This is a genomic window from Paenibacillus sp. FSL K6-4396, assembly GCF_038002525.1.
GTDB lineage: Bacteria > Bacillota > Bacilli > Paenibacillales > Paenibacillaceae > Paenibacillus > Paenibacillus amylolyticus_B.
The window spans coordinates 4,882,208-4,897,524 of the sequence record NZ_JBBOCR010000001.1 but is presented as its reverse complement, the minus strand read 5'-3'; the positions used below and the strand labels follow the sequence as shown (position 1 = coordinate 4,897,524).

18 protein-coding genes are annotated in these 15,317 nt (G+C 45.4%); 16 read left to right on the top strand and 2 right to left on the bottom strand.

All coding sequences use genetic code 11. The features are described from left to right. Window positions 1-214 precede the first annotated feature (214 nt). The 5 genes from MHB85_RS21570 (at window position 215) to MHB85_RS21550 (ending at window position 4,232) form a co-directional block, all read left to right on the top strand. The gene (locus MHB85_RS21570; RefSeq protein ID WP_341073683.1) at window positions 215-1,435 is read left to right on the top strand and encodes a MalY/PatB family protein; all 1,221 of its coding nucleotides are present in this window, start codon (window positions 215-217) and stop codon (window positions 1,433-1,435) included. A 241-nt stretch (window positions 1,436-1,676) separates the two neighbouring features. Then, window positions 1,677-2,354, top strand: coding sequence for a uracil-DNA glycosylase (gene ung / locus MHB85_RS21565; RefSeq protein WP_341073682.1), 678 nt, complete (start codon window positions 1,677-1,679; stop codon window positions 2,352-2,354). A 200-nt stretch (window positions 2,355-2,554) separates the two neighbouring features. Next, on the top strand, window positions 2,555-2,974 hold the full coding sequence (locus MHB85_RS21560) for a hypothetical protein (protein ID WP_341073681.1): 420 nt from the start codon (window positions 2,555-2,557) through the stop codon (window positions 2,972-2,974). Between the two features lie 424 nt (window positions 2,975-3,398). Further along, window positions 3,399-3,983 (top strand): LOG family protein, encoded by a 585-nt coding sequence (locus tag MHB85_RS21555; protein ID WP_091014155.1) that lies wholly within the window; start codon window positions 3,399-3,401, stop codon window positions 3,981-3,983. 120 nt (window positions 3,984-4,103) lie between these two features. After that, window positions 4,104-4,232, top strand: coding sequence for a hypothetical protein (locus MHB85_RS21550; protein ID WP_255319930.1), 129 nt, complete (start codon window positions 4,104-4,106; stop codon window positions 4,230-4,232). Window positions 4,233-4,449: 217 nt separating this feature from the next. On the opposite strand, the gene MHB85_RS21545 is transcribed toward MHB85_RS21550, so the two are convergent. Next, window positions 4,450-4,716, bottom strand: coding sequence for a hypothetical protein (locus tag MHB85_RS21545; protein WP_091014158.1), 267 nt, complete (start codon window positions 4,714-4,716; stop codon window positions 4,450-4,452). A gap of 231 nt (window positions 4,717-4,947) precedes the next feature. Here MHB85_RS21545 and MHB85_RS21540 point away from each other — a divergent pair, with 231 nt between their 5' ends. From MHB85_RS21540 to MHB85_RS21500, 9 genes are all read left to right on the top strand, one after another. Continuing rightward, window positions 4,948-5,685, top strand: coding sequence for a glycerophosphodiester phosphodiesterase (locus MHB85_RS21540; protein ID WP_341073680.1), 738 nt, complete (start codon window positions 4,948-4,950; stop codon window positions 5,683-5,685). Between the two features lie 272 nt (window positions 5,686-5,957). Then, entirely contained in the window at window positions 5,958-7,013 is a 1,056-nt protein-coding gene (locus MHB85_RS21535; protein ID WP_036614761.1) for a FecCD family ABC transporter permease, read from the top strand. 2 nt (window positions 7,014-7,015) lie between these two features. Then, a complete protein-coding gene (locus MHB85_RS21530) occupies window positions 7,016-8,047 on the top strand; it encodes a FecCD family ABC transporter permease (protein ID WP_074095819.1) in 1,032 nt (343 codons plus the stop codon). 44 nt (window positions 8,048-8,091) lie between these two features. Next, window positions 8,092-9,807, top strand: a complete 1,716-nt coding sequence (locus MHB85_RS21525) for an ABC transporter ATP-binding protein (protein WP_341073679.1) — start codon at window positions 8,092-8,094, stop codon at window positions 9,805-9,807. Between the two features lie 236 nt (window positions 9,808-10,043). Further along, window positions 10,044-10,373: a hypothetical protein gene (locus MHB85_RS21520; RefSeq protein ID WP_210108872.1), complete on the top strand. Its 330-nt coding sequence runs from the start codon at window positions 10,044-10,046 to the stop codon at window positions 10,371-10,373. Window positions 10,374-10,439: 66 nt separating this feature from the next. Then, entirely contained in the window at window positions 10,440-11,021 is a 582-nt protein-coding gene (locus MHB85_RS21515; protein WP_091014168.1) for a DUF3221 domain-containing protein, read from the top strand. A 180-nt stretch (window positions 11,022-11,201) separates the two neighbouring features. Further along, window positions 11,202-12,287, top strand: coding sequence for a DUF3626 domain-containing protein (locus MHB85_RS21510; protein ID WP_341073677.1), 1,086 nt, complete (start codon window positions 11,202-11,204; stop codon window positions 12,285-12,287). 297 nt (window positions 12,288-12,584) lie between these two features. Further along, window positions 12,585-12,764 carry a ribbon-helix-helix domain-containing protein gene (locus MHB85_RS21505; RefSeq protein WP_017687382.1) on the top strand — a complete coding sequence of 60 codons (180 nt, stop codon included), beginning with the start codon at window positions 12,585-12,587 and terminating at the stop codon, window positions 12,762-12,764. A 142-nt stretch (window positions 12,765-12,906) separates the two neighbouring features. Continuing rightward, the gene (locus tag MHB85_RS21500; protein ID WP_105599660.1) at window positions 12,907-13,200 is read left to right on the top strand and encodes a DUF6809 family protein; all 294 of its coding nucleotides are present in this window, start codon (window positions 12,907-12,909) and stop codon (window positions 13,198-13,200) included. A 223-nt stretch (window positions 13,201-13,423) separates the two neighbouring features. Here the strand turns inward: MHB85_RS21500 and MHB85_RS21495 are convergent, their stop codons facing one another. Continuing rightward, on the bottom strand, window positions 13,424-14,326 hold the full coding sequence (locus tag MHB85_RS21495; RefSeq protein ID WP_091014199.1) for a manganese catalase family protein: 903 nt from the start codon (window positions 14,324-14,326) through the stop codon (window positions 13,424-13,426). A 261-nt stretch (window positions 14,327-14,587) separates the two neighbouring features. On the opposite strand from MHB85_RS21495, the gene MHB85_RS21490 reads away from it, so the two are divergent. Together MHB85_RS21490 and MHB85_RS21485 are read left to right on the top strand one after the other, a co-directional pair. Next, window positions 14,588-14,896 carry a hypothetical protein gene (locus tag MHB85_RS21490; RefSeq protein WP_341073675.1) on the top strand — a complete coding sequence of 103 codons (309 nt, stop codon included), beginning with the start codon at window positions 14,588-14,590 and terminating at the stop codon, window positions 14,894-14,896. Between the two features lie 56 nt (window positions 14,897-14,952). Next, window positions 14,953-15,273, top strand: a complete 321-nt coding sequence (locus tag MHB85_RS21485) for a DUF3889 domain-containing protein (RefSeq protein WP_036614744.1) — start codon at window positions 14,953-14,955, stop codon at window positions 15,271-15,273. Window positions 15,274-15,317 lie beyond the last annotated feature (44 nt).

Genomic DNA, 15,317 nt, shown 5'->3' with positions numbered 1-15,317 from the left:
GAAAATGGTGAAAGTCATTCATAAAAATGATGTTATATGAGAAATATATCACTTTCTCACCGAAAAACCTATTCTGGGGAAACAATAAACTTTATTTGTTTCGTCAGGATAGATTGTATTGCATTTGATGCAATTTCTACGTCATGGAATAATAGATCTTATACGACATGAACCGACAATGAAAAGTTGAGCAGACAGAGGAGCAGAAGCTACTATGAAATATAACTTTGATGAGATTATAGATCGCACAGGTACAAATGCCATGAATACGGATGGATTCCGTCAATATATTTTTAACGCCTCAGAAGATATGACATTTCCATTTAAGGACGAAGAATTCATTCGCATGTGGATTGCAGATATGGAGTTCGCTACACCTCCCGAGATTCTGGATGCAGTGAAGGAACGTTTGGACCGCAGAATTATGGGTTACTCCCAGGTGTTTGATCCGGCATACTATGAAGCTGTCTCGAATTGGATGAAAAGGTACTATGATTGGTCCTTTCCGAAGGAGCATTTGGAGACCTCAAACGGAATCATCCCTGCTTTATATGAACTGGTGGAGTATATTTGTCAATCGGATGAGAAAGTACTGATTGTTACCCCGTCTTATGGTTTCTTCAAGTCAGCTGCAGAGCATAATGATCTTGATCTGGTATGTTCGGATATGATCAACAAGCAGGGGCGTTACTCGATTGATTTTGAGGATTTTGAAGCCAAGGCCAAGGATGAGAAGGTAAGGGTATGTATTTTCTGCAACCCCCATAATCCGTCTGGACGCGTCTGGACAACGGAAGAGTTACAGCGTGTGGGTGAGATCTGCCTGAGGAACAATGTATGGGTCATTTCGGATGAAATTCATTGTGATCTGCTGCGGACTGGCAAAAGACATACGCCACTTGCGAAGCTGTTCCCGGATACGGATCGAATCATTACATGCATGTCCCCGAGCAAAACATTCAATATGGCTGGACTGATGTTCTCCAATGTCATCATTCCGAATAAGGAACTTCGAGACATCTGGCAGGCACGCCATTATGGTTTCAAAAACCCACTGAGCATTGCTGCCACTCAAGCAGCTTATGAAACGGGTGATGAATGGCTGAAACAATTAAAAGCTTATCTCGACGCCAATTTTGCCTGTGTAGAACAATATGTGAAGCAACATCTGCCGCTGGCTGTCTTTCATATTCCGGAAGCCACATACCTGGCCTGGATTGACATTTCAGCCTATGCTCCCCAACATGTAAGTTTACCGTTACTCTTCGCTGAGCAAGCAGGTGTGCTTCTGGAAGATGGTCATATGTTTGTAGCGAATGGTGAGGGTTGTATTCGGTTGAATCTGGCTTGTCCGCGTTCTGTCCTTCAGGAAGGATTACGGAGAATCAGTAGTGTGCTTGTGAAAGAAGTCGAAGAGGTACCCGTTCAAGTGTAAAGTCATCAAGTCATCACGCAATAGCGAGGTGACTTTTTTGTATGAGTATACTGAATGTAGCAAGAATACGATTAATTTCGAGGTGAACGTATACCCTGATGTGCAATTCTGGTCTGCTGTCCCCGGTTATGTTAAAATGGTGGATAGTCTATGAGTTGCATGACATGTGGCTCTCAGAAGGAAGAGCCCGGTAGTTGGGCTACACGTAACTGCATTCATCAGGGGAAAGGAGCCTATACATATGTTTGGAAACGATTGGGACAAGGTGCTACAGGAAGAGACGGAAGCCGAATATTTTAACAAAATTCGTTATACCCTCGCCGCCGAGTACAAAACGCAGACGGTCTTTCCGCCGAAAGAAGACTTGTTCTCTGCACTGAAGCTGACGCCATATCATCAGGTTAAGGCCGTTATTATTGGTCAGGACCCTTATCACGGTGCGGGACAGGCTCATGGATTAAGCTTTTCGGTTAGACCGGGGGTACGCGTACCGCCTTCTCTGAAAAATATATACAAGGAACTTCACGCCGATCTGGACCTGCCCATTCCGAATCATGGATCTCTGGTTCATTGGGCACAGCAGGGAGTCCTGCTATTAAATGCTGTTCTGACGGTTCGTGAAGGTCAGCCTAACTCGCATCAGGCACTAGGGTGGCAGACATTTACGGATGCTGTAATTCGTGCGCTGAATGAACGTTCAGAGCCAATGGTATATATGCTATGGGGCAGTCATGCCCAGAAGAAAGGTGCTTTTATTAATAGGGACAAGCACCTGGTACTGGAGTCTACACATCCCAGTCCGCTGGCTGCGCATCGCGGATTCCTCGGCAGCCGTCCCTTTTCCAAAGCCAATGATTTCTTGACCTCCAAAGGTATTGAACCGATCAATTGGAAGATACCTGAAAACGATATAAGTTGAACTAATCATTTACACAATAACGGAGAGGACAGAAAAAACCTGAAAAAGCGAAGCGTTCGCCTTTATACCCGGATTTTTCCCTTCGGAAAAGGAAATCGAAAAAATCTGGGGATAACAGCGATTGGAAGGTTGTTCTGTCATCGTAGTGTCTGTGTAAATAATCTGTAGTCAACTTATATAGACAGATGGAGGTGAGAACATTGCGACATTGGATAGGACGAAAAGTAGCGGTATATCGTGCAACAGGCATACGGGAGCCATTGAAGGGAACGCTGGTCGAGTGGGATGAAGAAGCGGAATGTGTACGGATCGGACCGAAACGGATCAAGGTATCGTTTGACAATATCGCAATGATCAGACCTCTTCCCGAAGAGAGTCTTCCCTTAAAGAAAGCACGTTCTGAGGTGCACAAGGTTGGATATGTGATGAAAAAGGCAATTCAGTTCGAAAATGCGATCTATTTCAAGTCACAGGTTATGATCTGGCGCCGGGCCAAAATTGTAGCGTTATCCACGACGGTTCTGCGTCATGACGAGGATCAGGTTGAACTTGCAGATGGTCGGGTTCTTCGTAAAGACAAGCATATGTTTGTCGTACGTTCACGCCGCGGGATACGTTAGTACCACGAAGATTTAATATTCATTTCATGCAAAGATCATATGGATTTAATGTTTGGTCTGTATATTAGGTAGTAACAACCCCTTCTAAATTGATGTGTAATAAAACGGGAGCCCGGCCGGCTGCAAACGGTCGGGTATTTTTTTGTCCATGGGTTCTGTTAACCTGTTGTACATACCCATTACATTCATGATATATATTATTAAAATAGATAAATTGAACTAAACATTTACACGAGAAACGTAGAGGCCAGAAATAACCTGAAGAAGTGGAGCGTTCGCCTTTATCCCAAGATATTCACCTTTGTAAAATTGAATCAAAAAATCTGGGGATAACAGCGATCGGAAGGTTGTTCTGTCATCGAAGTGGCAAGTGTAAATATTCTTTAGTTCAATCTAAAAAGATCATGAGAAGGAGTGAAACCCAATGAAACGTATAGCTGTTTTTGCAGGCTCCAATCCGGGAAATCACCCCGATTATACAGAGAAGGCTGTTCAACTTGGCAAACAGATTGCCGATAGTGGTTATGCACTGGTCTATGGTGGTTCTTGTATGGGCTTGATGGGTGCAGTAGCCGATGCTGCTCTTGAGCAAGGGGGAGAAGTAATCGGGGTTATGCCTACGGGATTATTCCGGGGTGAGGTTGTTCATGGAGGGCTTACACAACTGATTGAAGTGGGAACCATGCATGAACGCAAGGCTACGATGGCTGAATTATCCGATGGGTTCATTGCGCTTCCCGGAGGCATGGGTACATTTGAAGAACTATTTGAGGTACTGTGCTGGGCACAGATCGGCATTCATCGTAAGCCTGTTGGCTTATTGAATGTCAACGGATATTATGGACCGCTGATGAAGATGGTAGAACATAGTGTACAGGAGGGATTCTCTAACACCTCGCATCTCAGTCTGTGGAGTCTGGAATCTGATCCGGCTGAACTGATCAAACAAATGTCATCCTACATTCCTGCAGAGCTGACTCAGAAGTGGTCACAACTCAACGGGAAATGAGTGCATAAGAAGACGGGCCTGAACCCACTCGTTCCTCGGGAGAATTTTCGATCTGCCCAAGCAAGTTGCGCTATCGGACATAGTCTATAGTGTACTTCGATGAAGAGGGGAGTGTCACTGATGAGCGAACTCAAAGGTACAGGTTACGGATATTGCGGAGGCTTCGGTGGTGGAGCATGGACATCAACAGGTGCAATTCTGGTATTGTTCATTCTGTTGGTTATTATCTCTCGCACATTCATTCTGTAATTCGGTCAAATCCGGGGACGGGGATCATGCTGCAGAGGCAGCGCCCGAATAAAAAATGACCTTTCCAAAGAGACGCCGGTATATCCCGGCGTTTCAGGGGAACGGTTATTTGACGTTTCCAGCATACGTTAAGTAATTGAAAAAGCAAAAACCTGCCCCTGAATAAGGTCAGAAGCAGGAGAGAGCCTCCTGAGCCATTAGCTGCACAACAAGCAGCTTACACCACAACAGCAGTTTGATCCGGAACACTTAACGATTTCCAGGCGATATATAGCCCGATGGCGGCTGCAATTAAGGAGAGTATTGCTGCAACAATAGCCAGCTGATCCAGTGTGCTGGATGAAGTGGAGTTAAAAGAACGCTGATTAGCCGTCTTGCCGGATTTATTTTTGATATGGACAGATGATCTGGAAAGCCTGGAAGCCGACTGTAACTGGGAGGTGTGAGCACGCGTAGGTATCGATTTTTTCTTTGAGGGATTCAATAGTCAACCTCCTTATAACGGAGTTCAGTGCTTCCATCGTTCATACTATGGTATGTCGATTTTCAGATTGAGTTCGCAAAAATGAGTGAATCCCCAGCCCGTTAGATGTTGGGCCCGGTCGCTAGTATTAGCGAAACAGGTAACCCATTATACGCTCTGTTAATACAGGTCTTACAAACGGTGTTTATAGTAAGGATCATAGAGTGAAGCTTGAACACAGGAGGCGCTGGAATGAGGAACATGGAGATTATTGCCCATCGCGGTGCATCTGCCGTATGCCCGGAGAATACGATGAGCGCTTTTGAACGAAGTCTGGAGCTTGGAGCGACAGGCATTGAGACCGATGTGCAGATGACAAGTGATGGCAGACTGGTACTGATTCATGATGAGACGTTAAGTCGAACTGGCGGCACAGAAGGCTGGGTTAAGGATACGACTTACGATCAATTGCGCATACGGGATGCCGGGTCCTGGTTCCATGCCGATTTTGCCGGGGAGCGTGTTCCTTCTTTGGAGGAGTTATTCAAGCTGGTACAGGGGAAAGGAACACTGCTTAATCTGGAATTGAAAAATGGTATTGTGAGTTATAAGGGGATGGAAGAGAAGGTTATACAGGCGATCCGGGACTGGAACCTGGAGCAACAGGTCGTGCTTTCCAGCTTCAATCATGCTTCGCTTGTGAGATGTAAACGTCTTGCCCCGGAGATTCGTACAGCACTTCTATATATGGAAAAGTTGTATCGTCCCTATGATTATGCTACCAAACTCGAAGCTTCAGGCCTTCATCCCTACAAGCTGGCGGTCACACAAGAAGATGTTGCTGCTGCATTGGCACATGGCGTTGTTACTTATCCATTTACGGTGAATGATCCTGCCGAGATGCAGGCCATGATTGACATGGGTGTGCAAGGAATTATTACCGATGTTCCGGATGTCCTGGCATCCTTACTTACGGTACATGTCCGTTAAACAAGTCTGTATTTTACATGTTCTACATATGCAATGATAAGGCTGTGTTCGAGCTTTTTGGCTCTTGCGCAGCCTTTTTGCGGGTGAAATTGTGTGCAAATCTTCATATATGCAATAAACATGTCCTATTTGTCCATTGCCAGAGCCGGTGGATTCACTTACAATGGTCTATGGGAATGAGAATCAATATCATTAAAGTTCGGTATTTATAGAGAGGTGATTGTTATGTACATAGGTTTGAGCAGCTCCACTCATAACGAGGGTGGGCGCGTATGAGTTCACAAGCTTCACCAGAAAAACATAATCCGGATTCACCCACAGCGAAGATACACACTCGTCCGTGGGCAGCCACACTTATTCTTACAGGGGGAGTTTTGTTACTCGCTCTGGGTATGGCGTTGTCCATTTCATTTGGCGCTGCTGATATTAAGCTTAGTGTAGTCTGGAAGGCCATCTTTGATTTCAATCCTGAGCTGACTCCACATCAGATCATATGGGAGATTCGATTACCACGTATCCTTGGAGGAGCAATGGTAGGTGCATGTTTCGCTGTAGCTGGTGCGATCATGCAGGGCATGACTCGTAACCCGCTGGCCGATTCAGGTCTACTTGGGTTGAATGCAGGAGCTGGATTTGCACTTGCAGTTTGTTTTGCTTTCTTCCCTGGCTTGCCATTTATGTATATCATCATGTATTCCTTCCTTGGAGCAGGGCTTGGTGTCCTGTTGGTGTATGGCTTTGGTGCAGCTTCCAAATCAGGCCTTACGCCACTACGCCTTGTGCTTGCAGGTGCGGCTGTATCTGCGATGTTGTCGGCACTCAGTGAAGGGATTGCATTATATTTCAGAATTGGACAAGATCTGGCTTTCTGGACAGCTGGTGGTGTAGCAGGAACGAAGTGGTCTCAACTTGAGGTCATGTTCCCCTGGGTACTCGCTGCACTAATCGCAGGTCTTCTCATCTCCCGTTCCATTACTCTGCTTAGTCTCGGAGAAGATATTGCGGTGGGCTTGGGGCAACGTACTGGGCTGATCAAGCTCATAGGCCTGATTGTTGTACTGATTCTCGCGGGTACGGCTGTGTCCGTGGTGGGTGCGGTCGGTTTTGTTGGACTCATTATTCCCCATCTCACGCGGAAGCTGGTTGGGGTCGATTATCGCTGGATTATTCCATGTTCCGCTGTGATGGGCAGTCTGTTGCTTGTATTTGCGGATTTGGCTGCACGTATGATTAACCCGCCGTACGAGACGCCAATTGGCGCATTGGTTGCCCTCATCGGGGTACCATTCTTCCTGTATCTGGCGCGTAAAGAAAGGAGGACTCTGTAACGATGGAATCCTCAACAATAGTTGGAGCAGAGCGCAAGAAGAGAACCAAGAGTACGATTGTCCTCATTGTGCTTGCCCTATTAATTATTACGGCTTTTGTGGTGAGCATGAACACAGGTTTTACCAAGCTTTCGCCGCTTGAGGTGATGCGAACCCTGTTTGGTGGAGGCACGGCGAAACAGGAATTGATCCTGTTTGAATTCCGTCTGCCACGGATTGTGATTTCGGTGCTGGTCGGGGCTGGACTTGCGTTATCTGGTTGTATTTTGCAGGGAGTATCTCGGAATGCGTTGGCCGATCCGGGGATCCTCGGGATTAATGCAGGTGCTGGTCTGGTCGTCATGTTATTTGTTTCCTTTTTCCCGACAACGACAGCAGCGCCGGTATTTCTTTTGCCAATTCTGGCCCTGATCGGTTCCGGTTTTGCTGCATTTCTGATCTACATTCTCTCTTACAAAAAAGGAGAGGGCATCCTGCCTACACGTATGTTGCTTACGGGGATCGGGGTAGCGGCGGGAATCAGTTCTGCCATGATCGTGCTTACGTTAAGGCTTAGTCCGGAAAAGTATCAATTTGTAGCTACCTGGATGGCAGGCAGCATCTGGGGTTCGAACTGGAAATTTGTAACGGCATTGCTACCGTTTCTTATTATTCTTGTCCCGCTTGTTCTGTATAAGGCACGTGTGTTGAACGTACTGAATCTGGGGGACCAGACTGCAAGTGGACTCGGGACTCCGGTTGAGCGTGAGCGACTGATTTTGCTTGCGGCTGCTGTAGGACTTGCCGGCTCATGTGTATCTGTGAGTGGGGGGATCGGTTTTGTAGGTCTGATCGGACCGCATTTGGCGCGTCGTCTGGTGGGTCCAAAACATCAATTCCTGTTACCCGCATCTGCACTGATCGGTTCATTGCTTGTACTGGTTGCAGATACGCTGGGTCGTGTCATCCTACAGCCTTCGGAGATTCCTGCGGGGATCCTGGTTGCCATTATTGGTGCGCCATACTTCCTGTACCTCTTAAGCAAGACGAAATAGAACGTAATCATCATTGTGTGGTTGCATAAGGAGGACTTCAGTCCATGCTTCGCCGTTTCTTTGCCTATTATAGGCCTTACAAAAAGCTCTTTATTCTTGACTTCAGTTGTGCGATTTTAGTCGCCTTGCTGGAGCTTGCCTTTCCACTGGCGGTCAACCGGGTAGTCGACGATCTGCTGCCAGGCGGTCGCTGGGACTGGATTCTATGGGCATGTCTGGCATTGCTCGGCATCTACTTATTGAATTCATTTTTGAATTTCGTGGTTACCTATTGGGGACACAAGCTCGGTATTAACATTGAGACGGATATGCGTAAAAGTCTGTTTAATCATGTGCAGAAGTTATCGTTCCGTTTCTTCGATAATACCAAAACAGGACACCTCGTGTCCCGTATGACTAACGATCTGATGGATATCGGTGAGATTGCCCATCATGGTCCAGAGGATGTATTTATCGCGGTCATGACGCTAATTGGTGCATTCAGCATCATGATGAGCATTAACGGGAATCTGGCGGTATTAACCTTTATTATTGTACCGCTGATTATTTATCTGTCGCTCTACTTTGGTAGCAAAATGTCCAAGGCATTCAGTCGAATGTTCGGTGATATTGCGGACTTCAACGCTCGTGTAGAGAACAATATTACAGGTATCCGTGTTGTTCAGGCTTTTGCTAATGAAGAGCATGAAAAAGCACAATTCGCTGTGAACAACGGTCGTTTCCGTCAAACCAAGTTAATTGCATACAAAATCATGGCCTGGAACTCTTCTGTCAGTTATATGCTGATGAAGTTGGTATCCCTCTTTGTCCTGGTATGCGGAACATGGTTTGTCATTCAAGGCAGTATGACCTACGGTCAGTTCATTGCATTTATTATGTTGTCCAATGTGTTCTTGACACCGATCCAGAAGATCAACTCGGTTATCGAGACGTATCCCAAAGGGATTGCAGGCTTCAAACGTTATACGGAGTTGCTTGATATGGAACCGGATGTGGAAGATCGTCCAGGGGCCGTTGCGGTATCCCATTTGCGTGGAGATATTCGTTATGAGCAAGTGACCTTTGGATATTCGGATCAGGAGCCTGTTCTCAAAGGTATCGATCTAAACGTGCGTGCAGGTGAAACCGTAGCGCTTGTAGGTCCATCGGGGGCAGGTAAAACAACGCTGTGCAGTCTGTTGCCGCGGTTCTATGATGTGCTGGAAGGTCGCATCACGATCGATGGGCAGGAGATTCAGAATATGACGCTGGATTCCTTGCGAAGTCATATCGGAATTGTACAACAGGACGTATTCCTCTTCGATGGAACCATTCGGGAGAACATTGCCTACGGGAAGCTTGATGCCTCCGAAGAAGAAATCTGGATGGCTGCCAGACGTGCACAGATGGAACCTTTGATTCAATCGATGCCGGAAGGATTGGATACGTTAATTGGTGAACGTGGCGTGAAACTGTCCGGTGGACAGAAACAGCGCTTGTCCATTGCACGTATGTTCCTGAAAAACCCGCCAATTCTGATTCTGGACGAAGCGACATCCGCGCTGGATACAGAAACGGAAGCAGCCATTCAGCAATCCCTTGCTGAGCTGTCCGAAGGTCGGACTACACTGGTCATCGCTCACAGGCTGGCAACGATCAAAAATGCAGACCGTATTATTGTCGTTGCTGAACAAGGTATTACGGAGCAGGGAGGTCATGAAGAATTACTCGCAGCAGGTGGGGTGTACAGCCGCCTTCACTATGCGCAGTTTGGTGCGTAACCTATCCTATCCTATGTGGATGTAACAATGTAAATATGAGAAGTAACGCTATCGTTCTTGACTTGGAAGGAGTCAGGACGGTGGCGTTTTTTTCTTTTTCATGATCAAGTGTGAGTCAGGGATACTGCGCTCTGATCTGCCTGTGATCATGGATATGGAAACGGGTAATATAGTAAAGAGAACACTTAACGTGTAAGATATGTTCATCATCTTGCAAGATGTAGGAGGTGCGCGATATGCAGTTGAACGATATGCTGAAAATTCTTCTAACCTGTCTATTATTTATTCTGATTTGGTGGCTTCTGACTCAAGGGATTCGCAAACTTTCAAGTACTCGTGAGGGGTCTGGTTTTCGACGCTGGGGTGGATGGTCCATTGGACTTTTCATTGTTGGCGCCGTGCCACTTGGTTTTTCGCTATTCACAGAGATCTTTGATGAACGCCTGGATGCCAACATCGGGTTAGGACTCGCCATGTTATTTGTCTGGGCCTACTGTGCTGTCTTGTTATGCGCAACATTGGTGATCTGGGGAAGGTACGTGTATAAAAGGGATATGAGGAAGTGAATGCAACAATAATCTGACCGGGTACGTTAAATTTAGAAAGAAGTGTTATTAAAGGGGGATTTACATGTGATCCATCTTCGTCGAGTCCTTATATTACTCTCTATTCTGTTCGTATGTCTTACGGGATGTTCAGGACATATCGAGTGCAACTCTGTGCAGTCTCAAGCAAATGCACCTAGTGAAGATGGATTTACTGGTTATGTAGTTGATCGTAAAGACAATTCCATTCTTGTGGTTGATTCTGCATATGAGGATTTCAGTGCGAACGGAGGAGGAAGTCGGTATTATCCGGCAAAGTGGTTCTCCAATGCACCTGATCCGCAGATCGGCTCCTATGTTGAAGTCTGGACGGATGGAGGCCCGGAAAATCAACCCTATCCTGGGCAGGCCAGAGCAGAAAAGATAGCCGTATCTTGTCCAGTGGCACCAGATGGTGCGCACATGACGGCTGCGGATGCGATTCGTAGCGGACTGCATTCACTTGATACAGAGAACATGCATATTCCCGTCATAGAGGACACACGGTTTGATGCAGATAGAGGGACATGGACCATTCAGATGCGAGATGCGAATACAGCGAATGAAGGGCAAGTAGTTCATGTGACCGTGAAGGATGAGGAGAAAGTTAAGACACAAGGCGGAGAATAAGGGGCTCATAGCTTTATGATGGTGGAGGAACGCGCGTTGCACATGAATATGATTCAAATTGAAAGAAATGATGTGGATTAGATTCATTGCAGGCTATCATGATTTTTGAACCGCCTGTAAGTTCCCTTACTGTCCATCATGTATTATGATTTTATAAAAATGGAAAGGAATCTTCTGCACATGGAATTATCAAGGTCTCAGCAATTAGCTCAAGAGCATGTAACCAATTATGCAAGAAGCCGCAAAAATGAGGCGGAGCAAACCATTAGGGAAATCCTTCGTATGTCCAACATCGAGCTGAAGACATTTGAAGATGCTATCACTAAACTAAAATCTCATGCAAGTATCGCGCTACACTTTCACCCAGATCGATTAGATCCGAATATGAAAAGCGTGGCTGAGGTACTACTTGAGCAGGGGGTTTATAAAAGTCAGTTTGAGACTTTCTTATCGAATGGAAGTGTATCCGCATTTTCAGGCGGTGAACGTGACGTTTGGGAGAATAAAATGTTTGGCGGAGCGTACCAAATTAATGGCTCAACCAATAGCGAACGTCCCAAGTATGGGGCACTCAATGTCATGTTACATCCCGATGGACCTGCTCCGCGTTTTGGATCATGTTATTTCCTTTTATCCACTGAGGTCTCTCAGCGTTGCACGTATACATATTTGGATTCTCACCAAGACCCTGAGGAAAAGGGAACGTATGAGGAATTTGACCTCGTTTTGGCTGCTCTTATGAGGGATGTATTTTATAATAATTTTGCCATTGGTGAAAGAAATCTAACAGTTCAAAAGTTAATTGACCATATGCTCATCAATCTTGAGAAATCATTCCGAAATCCATCCAACCAAGAGCCAAACCGAAATCTGGACCATTATATCGAAGCTCAGGTTCATGGTGATATTTCCCTTGAAAAAGATGTAAAGATTCTTGTTGCCGACCCATCATTTAAAGGCACACATACAGGACGAATCTTAGAGCAGATATGTTTAAAGTATTCCATTGATCTCCACTGGCACATGGGCTTTACACTATTGGTAGATGACGTTCCTATGGATTTTCGAGGTCCTTCGATGCCTTCACTAGCCAAGAGAATTGCAAAAAGTGATTTGATTGATGCAAATATGATTGGTTCTGCAGCTATGGACCTGAAACGAAATCCAAGTCATTGGAGTGATAGAGGAACCTACAAAGAAGTTCTACAAGAATTAAAATTACTTTGGCATGTCTTAGTGAGATATGGAAAACCAATGAACAAGTGAAACGGTTTTCGAGATAAAAATATTGAATATGTAGTGATAACAATGCTAAAATACCAACTTCTTTTCCCTACCTGTCTGCGTATCTCTTGAATTTTAATTTGTTACTCAATAATAGTACTCTAACGACCTTGAGCGCCTAGCCGTTCAAGGTTGTTTTTTATCATTCAAACGGATTACTGACTATACATTTATCTATGAATCTGCTGTCACAAAAACGAACGTATGTTTTATAATTACATTGACTTTTTGTCCTGGCAATAATATATTGTTGTCAGGACAAAAAAAGAGGTGAAGCAAATGTCCGCCAAAAAGATGGGGCGGCCTAAGTCTGACAAACCCAAAAGCAGAACGATTGAGATACGTGTTGACGAGGAAATTATGAACAAGCTCGATATTTCGGCAGAAAAGCTGAATACGAATCGATCAGACATCGTTCGCAAAGGGATTGAGAAGATTTACGACGAGCTCCAAAAATAAAAAGGAAGCAGCGCTAGTCCCACGAAGAACACGCTGCCTCCTAACCCGCAATCACTTGTTGAATGAGCGACTGCATAAATATCCTACCATGTGCAGAACGTTCATTCAAGTGAGGTGCGAATTGATATACAGGAGGATGCACATGAATTCGATATTAGAAGCATTATATAATGGACGACTTCGACCGGATGAGATGATGATGCCGACACATCCTGAATACCAAGCGTTAGGGCGGCAGATTGCAGCTCTGACAGAGCAGTGGAAGAATCGATTGAGCGAGAACGAATTCCGTGAGCTTGAACAGTTATTTGACTTGTGTGGCAGATGTGAGGGCATGCATACGGAAGCAGCGTTTGCACAAGGTTTTCGCTTGGGTGCTAACATGCTAATTGAAGTTATGAGTCAGCGTGAGGAATCAGTGTTGGAGTTTAATTAAGTTTAACGATGTTAGCAGAGATCTGGTTTACTTTTACAGCTAAATTCTCAGAAAATGACGTGTATACAACATATTCATTTTGCACCATAAAATTGTATCATACATTTAGTATAACAAAGCCCTCAAATCCTCTCTGCATTCAGCAGCAGGGTTCGAGGGCTTCACTTAAACATAGAGTTAACAATTTATATATAGGGAAAGAACCTGTTAAACAACTTGTTCCTTAATCAGCAATATTTCCCGCCATCTTCAGACGACGAGCAATCTCTTTAAAGTCTTCTTGCGAAATGCCTGGGGCGAATTCTTCTTCCACCGCAGGGGCTTCTGGAATCGGGAATCCTTCAGGTATCCCTTGGATGACTTCAAGAGGTTGTCCATCTTCGGGGTGAGTCCCTTTCCAGATCTGGCCGATCGCATTGAAGTCTTTATCACTATAGGTGTACAGCTTGGTGTGTACCCCTTTTTCTTCATATTTACGAGCCTCGTTGAAGGCTTTGTTGTTCAGTGAAGGAATAGGAACCAGCTTGGTCACATTTACACCAGTTGCAATCTCAAGTGCTTTCGCATATGCGACAACATGAACGCCGCCACGTACCAGCAGGAAACCAACTACTTCCCGGGCTGCCGGGTGATCCGTCATCTCATATACTTTCATTTTATGGGTACGAGCGCCACATTCTAAGAAGAAGTTATGCAGCAGATCCTCGACCAGGTTGCCACTGTTGAAGACGTTTGCTCCCGTCCATGGATTACCCATAGAGTCGAAAGGCATTGCGCCTTGTGCACCTGCCAGATAGTGATACGACAGACGAGCATCTTTCACCGAACCTAGCGGCGTATCGTCGGGTTCTTTGTACTCGGTTGAGCCTCTGAGGCACTTGTTAATCCCATGAGACACGAGTTCAACATGACCCAATTCTTCAGCCGTAATGCTCATGACGAGGTCATAGAAAGGCTTCAGCTTTTCTTTGGATCGAAAATTAAACGATTGATAGAGGTAGTTGTTCAACGTTGACATTTCTCCGAATTTGCCGCCGAGCAATTCTTGTATGGCTGCTGCAGCGTTCGGATCTGGCTTCTCGACATTGGGAATCTCAATCAGGATTTCATCCAAGCGTTTGAACATTCGGGTGTAACCTCCTCAAATTGGTATTGCAGATCGTGTAGGGTTTCAGATCGTGGAGTCACTCTGTCATGGCCTATTACACGTTTGTTGGGTTTTTTAAACAAAAAATCAACCAAATGGGTCTTAAGCATCGTATAACGCATGCCCCAACTCTTCTCCCATTTGTTATTTCCAATACGGTCAATTTTATGTATAATCAAACATTCAAACGAGTCTCTACGTACAAGAGAAGAGAGTTATGAATCCATAAAGGAGTAAGAGATGAATAAGCGTTGGATACAAATAGTTGGGATTGTGATGTTTCTAATGATTCAAATGTACATAAGCAGCGAGCCTGCCACAGCATATGACGTTACGAACGAGGTTCAGATGGATGAACAAACGAGGCAAAGGCTTGAAAAGAAATACGGGTTGGAACGTCCTGAGGAGCCGAAGACACAACAACACTTTTTCTCGGGTGACTGGGGAATAAGTTTCCGGACAGAGCCTCCTGATTCGTTTGACCGACTTGTTCATGTGGTTCCTTTTTCCCTACGGCCACTGGCCTGGATCTTTCGTTTATTCGTGTAAAATGAAACCCGGACGGGCAATATAACAGAAACATATTGTCCCAAGGAGTGAGTGAAATGAGAATGCTCATCGTTACCGTCATGTCGGTAGTCCTGAGTTTAGCCGGAATTACATCAGGCACAGGCGCCGCCATCCCTGATTATGCGAAGTGGGGAATTATTGCGGTCAAAGAAACACAGACCAAGTATAATGTGGATATTTTGGACTATAAGCATATCGGTCGCACCTCTCTAACAGCGGATCAATCACGGGAACAGTTCAAGCTGTGGGTTCGTGCGAAAGACGGCAAGCAATTCGCAGTCTATGTAAATGTTGATTTTAATCCATCTACACAGCAGTTGAAGAAAGTACAATTTTCCGAATCGGATCGACACTGATCCGCCGGACTTGGTCATTACAAGCCATGTTTTCATCTTAGCTA

Bases quoted from the DNA above. Each gene is read 5' to 3' on its own strand.
- MHB85_RS21570 (WP_341073683.1), top strand. From the start codon at position 215: ATGAAATATAACTTTGATGAGATTATAGATCGCACAGGTACAAATGCC.
- ung (WP_341073682.1), top strand. From the start codon at position 1,677: ATGTTTGGAAACGATTGGGACAAGGTGCTACAGGAAGAGACGGAAGCC.
- MHB85_RS21555 (WP_091014155.1), top strand. From the start codon at position 3,399: ATGAAACGTATAGCTGTTTTTGCAGGCTCCAATCCGGGAAATCACCCC.
- MHB85_RS21550 (WP_255319930.1), top strand. From the start codon at position 4,104: ATGAGCGAACTCAAAGGTACAGGTTACGGATATTGCGGAGGCTTCGGT.
- MHB85_RS21540 (WP_341073680.1), top strand. From the start codon at position 4,948: ATGAGGAACATGGAGATTATTGCCCATCGCGGTGCATCTGCCGTATGC.
- MHB85_RS21535 (WP_036614761.1), top strand. From the start codon at position 5,958: ATGAGTTCACAAGCTTCACCAGAAAAACATAATCCGGATTCACCCACA.
- MHB85_RS21530 (WP_074095819.1), top strand. From the start codon at position 7,016: ATGGAATCCTCAACAATAGTTGGAGCAGAGCGCAAGAAGAGAACCAAG.
- MHB85_RS21525 (WP_341073679.1), top strand. From the start codon at position 8,092: ATGCTTCGCCGTTTCTTTGCCTATTATAGGCCTTACAAAAAGCTCTTT.
- MHB85_RS21520 (WP_210108872.1), top strand. From the start codon at position 10,044: ATGCAGTTGAACGATATGCTGAAAATTCTTCTAACCTGTCTATTATTT.
- MHB85_RS21510 (WP_341073677.1), top strand. From the start codon at position 11,202: ATGGAATTATCAAGGTCTCAGCAATTAGCTCAAGAGCATGTAACCAAT.
- MHB85_RS21505 (WP_017687382.1), top strand. From the start codon at position 12,585: ATGTCCGCCAAAAAGATGGGGCGGCCTAAGTCTGACAAACCCAAAAGC.
- MHB85_RS21500 (WP_105599660.1), top strand. From the start codon at position 12,907: ATGAATTCGATATTAGAAGCATTATATAATGGACGACTTCGACCGGAT.
- MHB85_RS21495 (WP_091014199.1), bottom strand. From the start codon at position 14,326: ATGTTCAAACGCTTGGATGAAATCCTGATTGAGATTCCCAATGTCGAG.
- MHB85_RS21490 (WP_341073675.1), top strand. From the start codon at position 14,588: ATGAATAAGCGTTGGATACAAATAGTTGGGATTGTGATGTTTCTAATG.
- MHB85_RS21485 (WP_036614744.1), top strand. From the start codon at position 14,953: ATGAGAATGCTCATCGTTACCGTCATGTCGGTAGTCCTGAGTTTAGCC.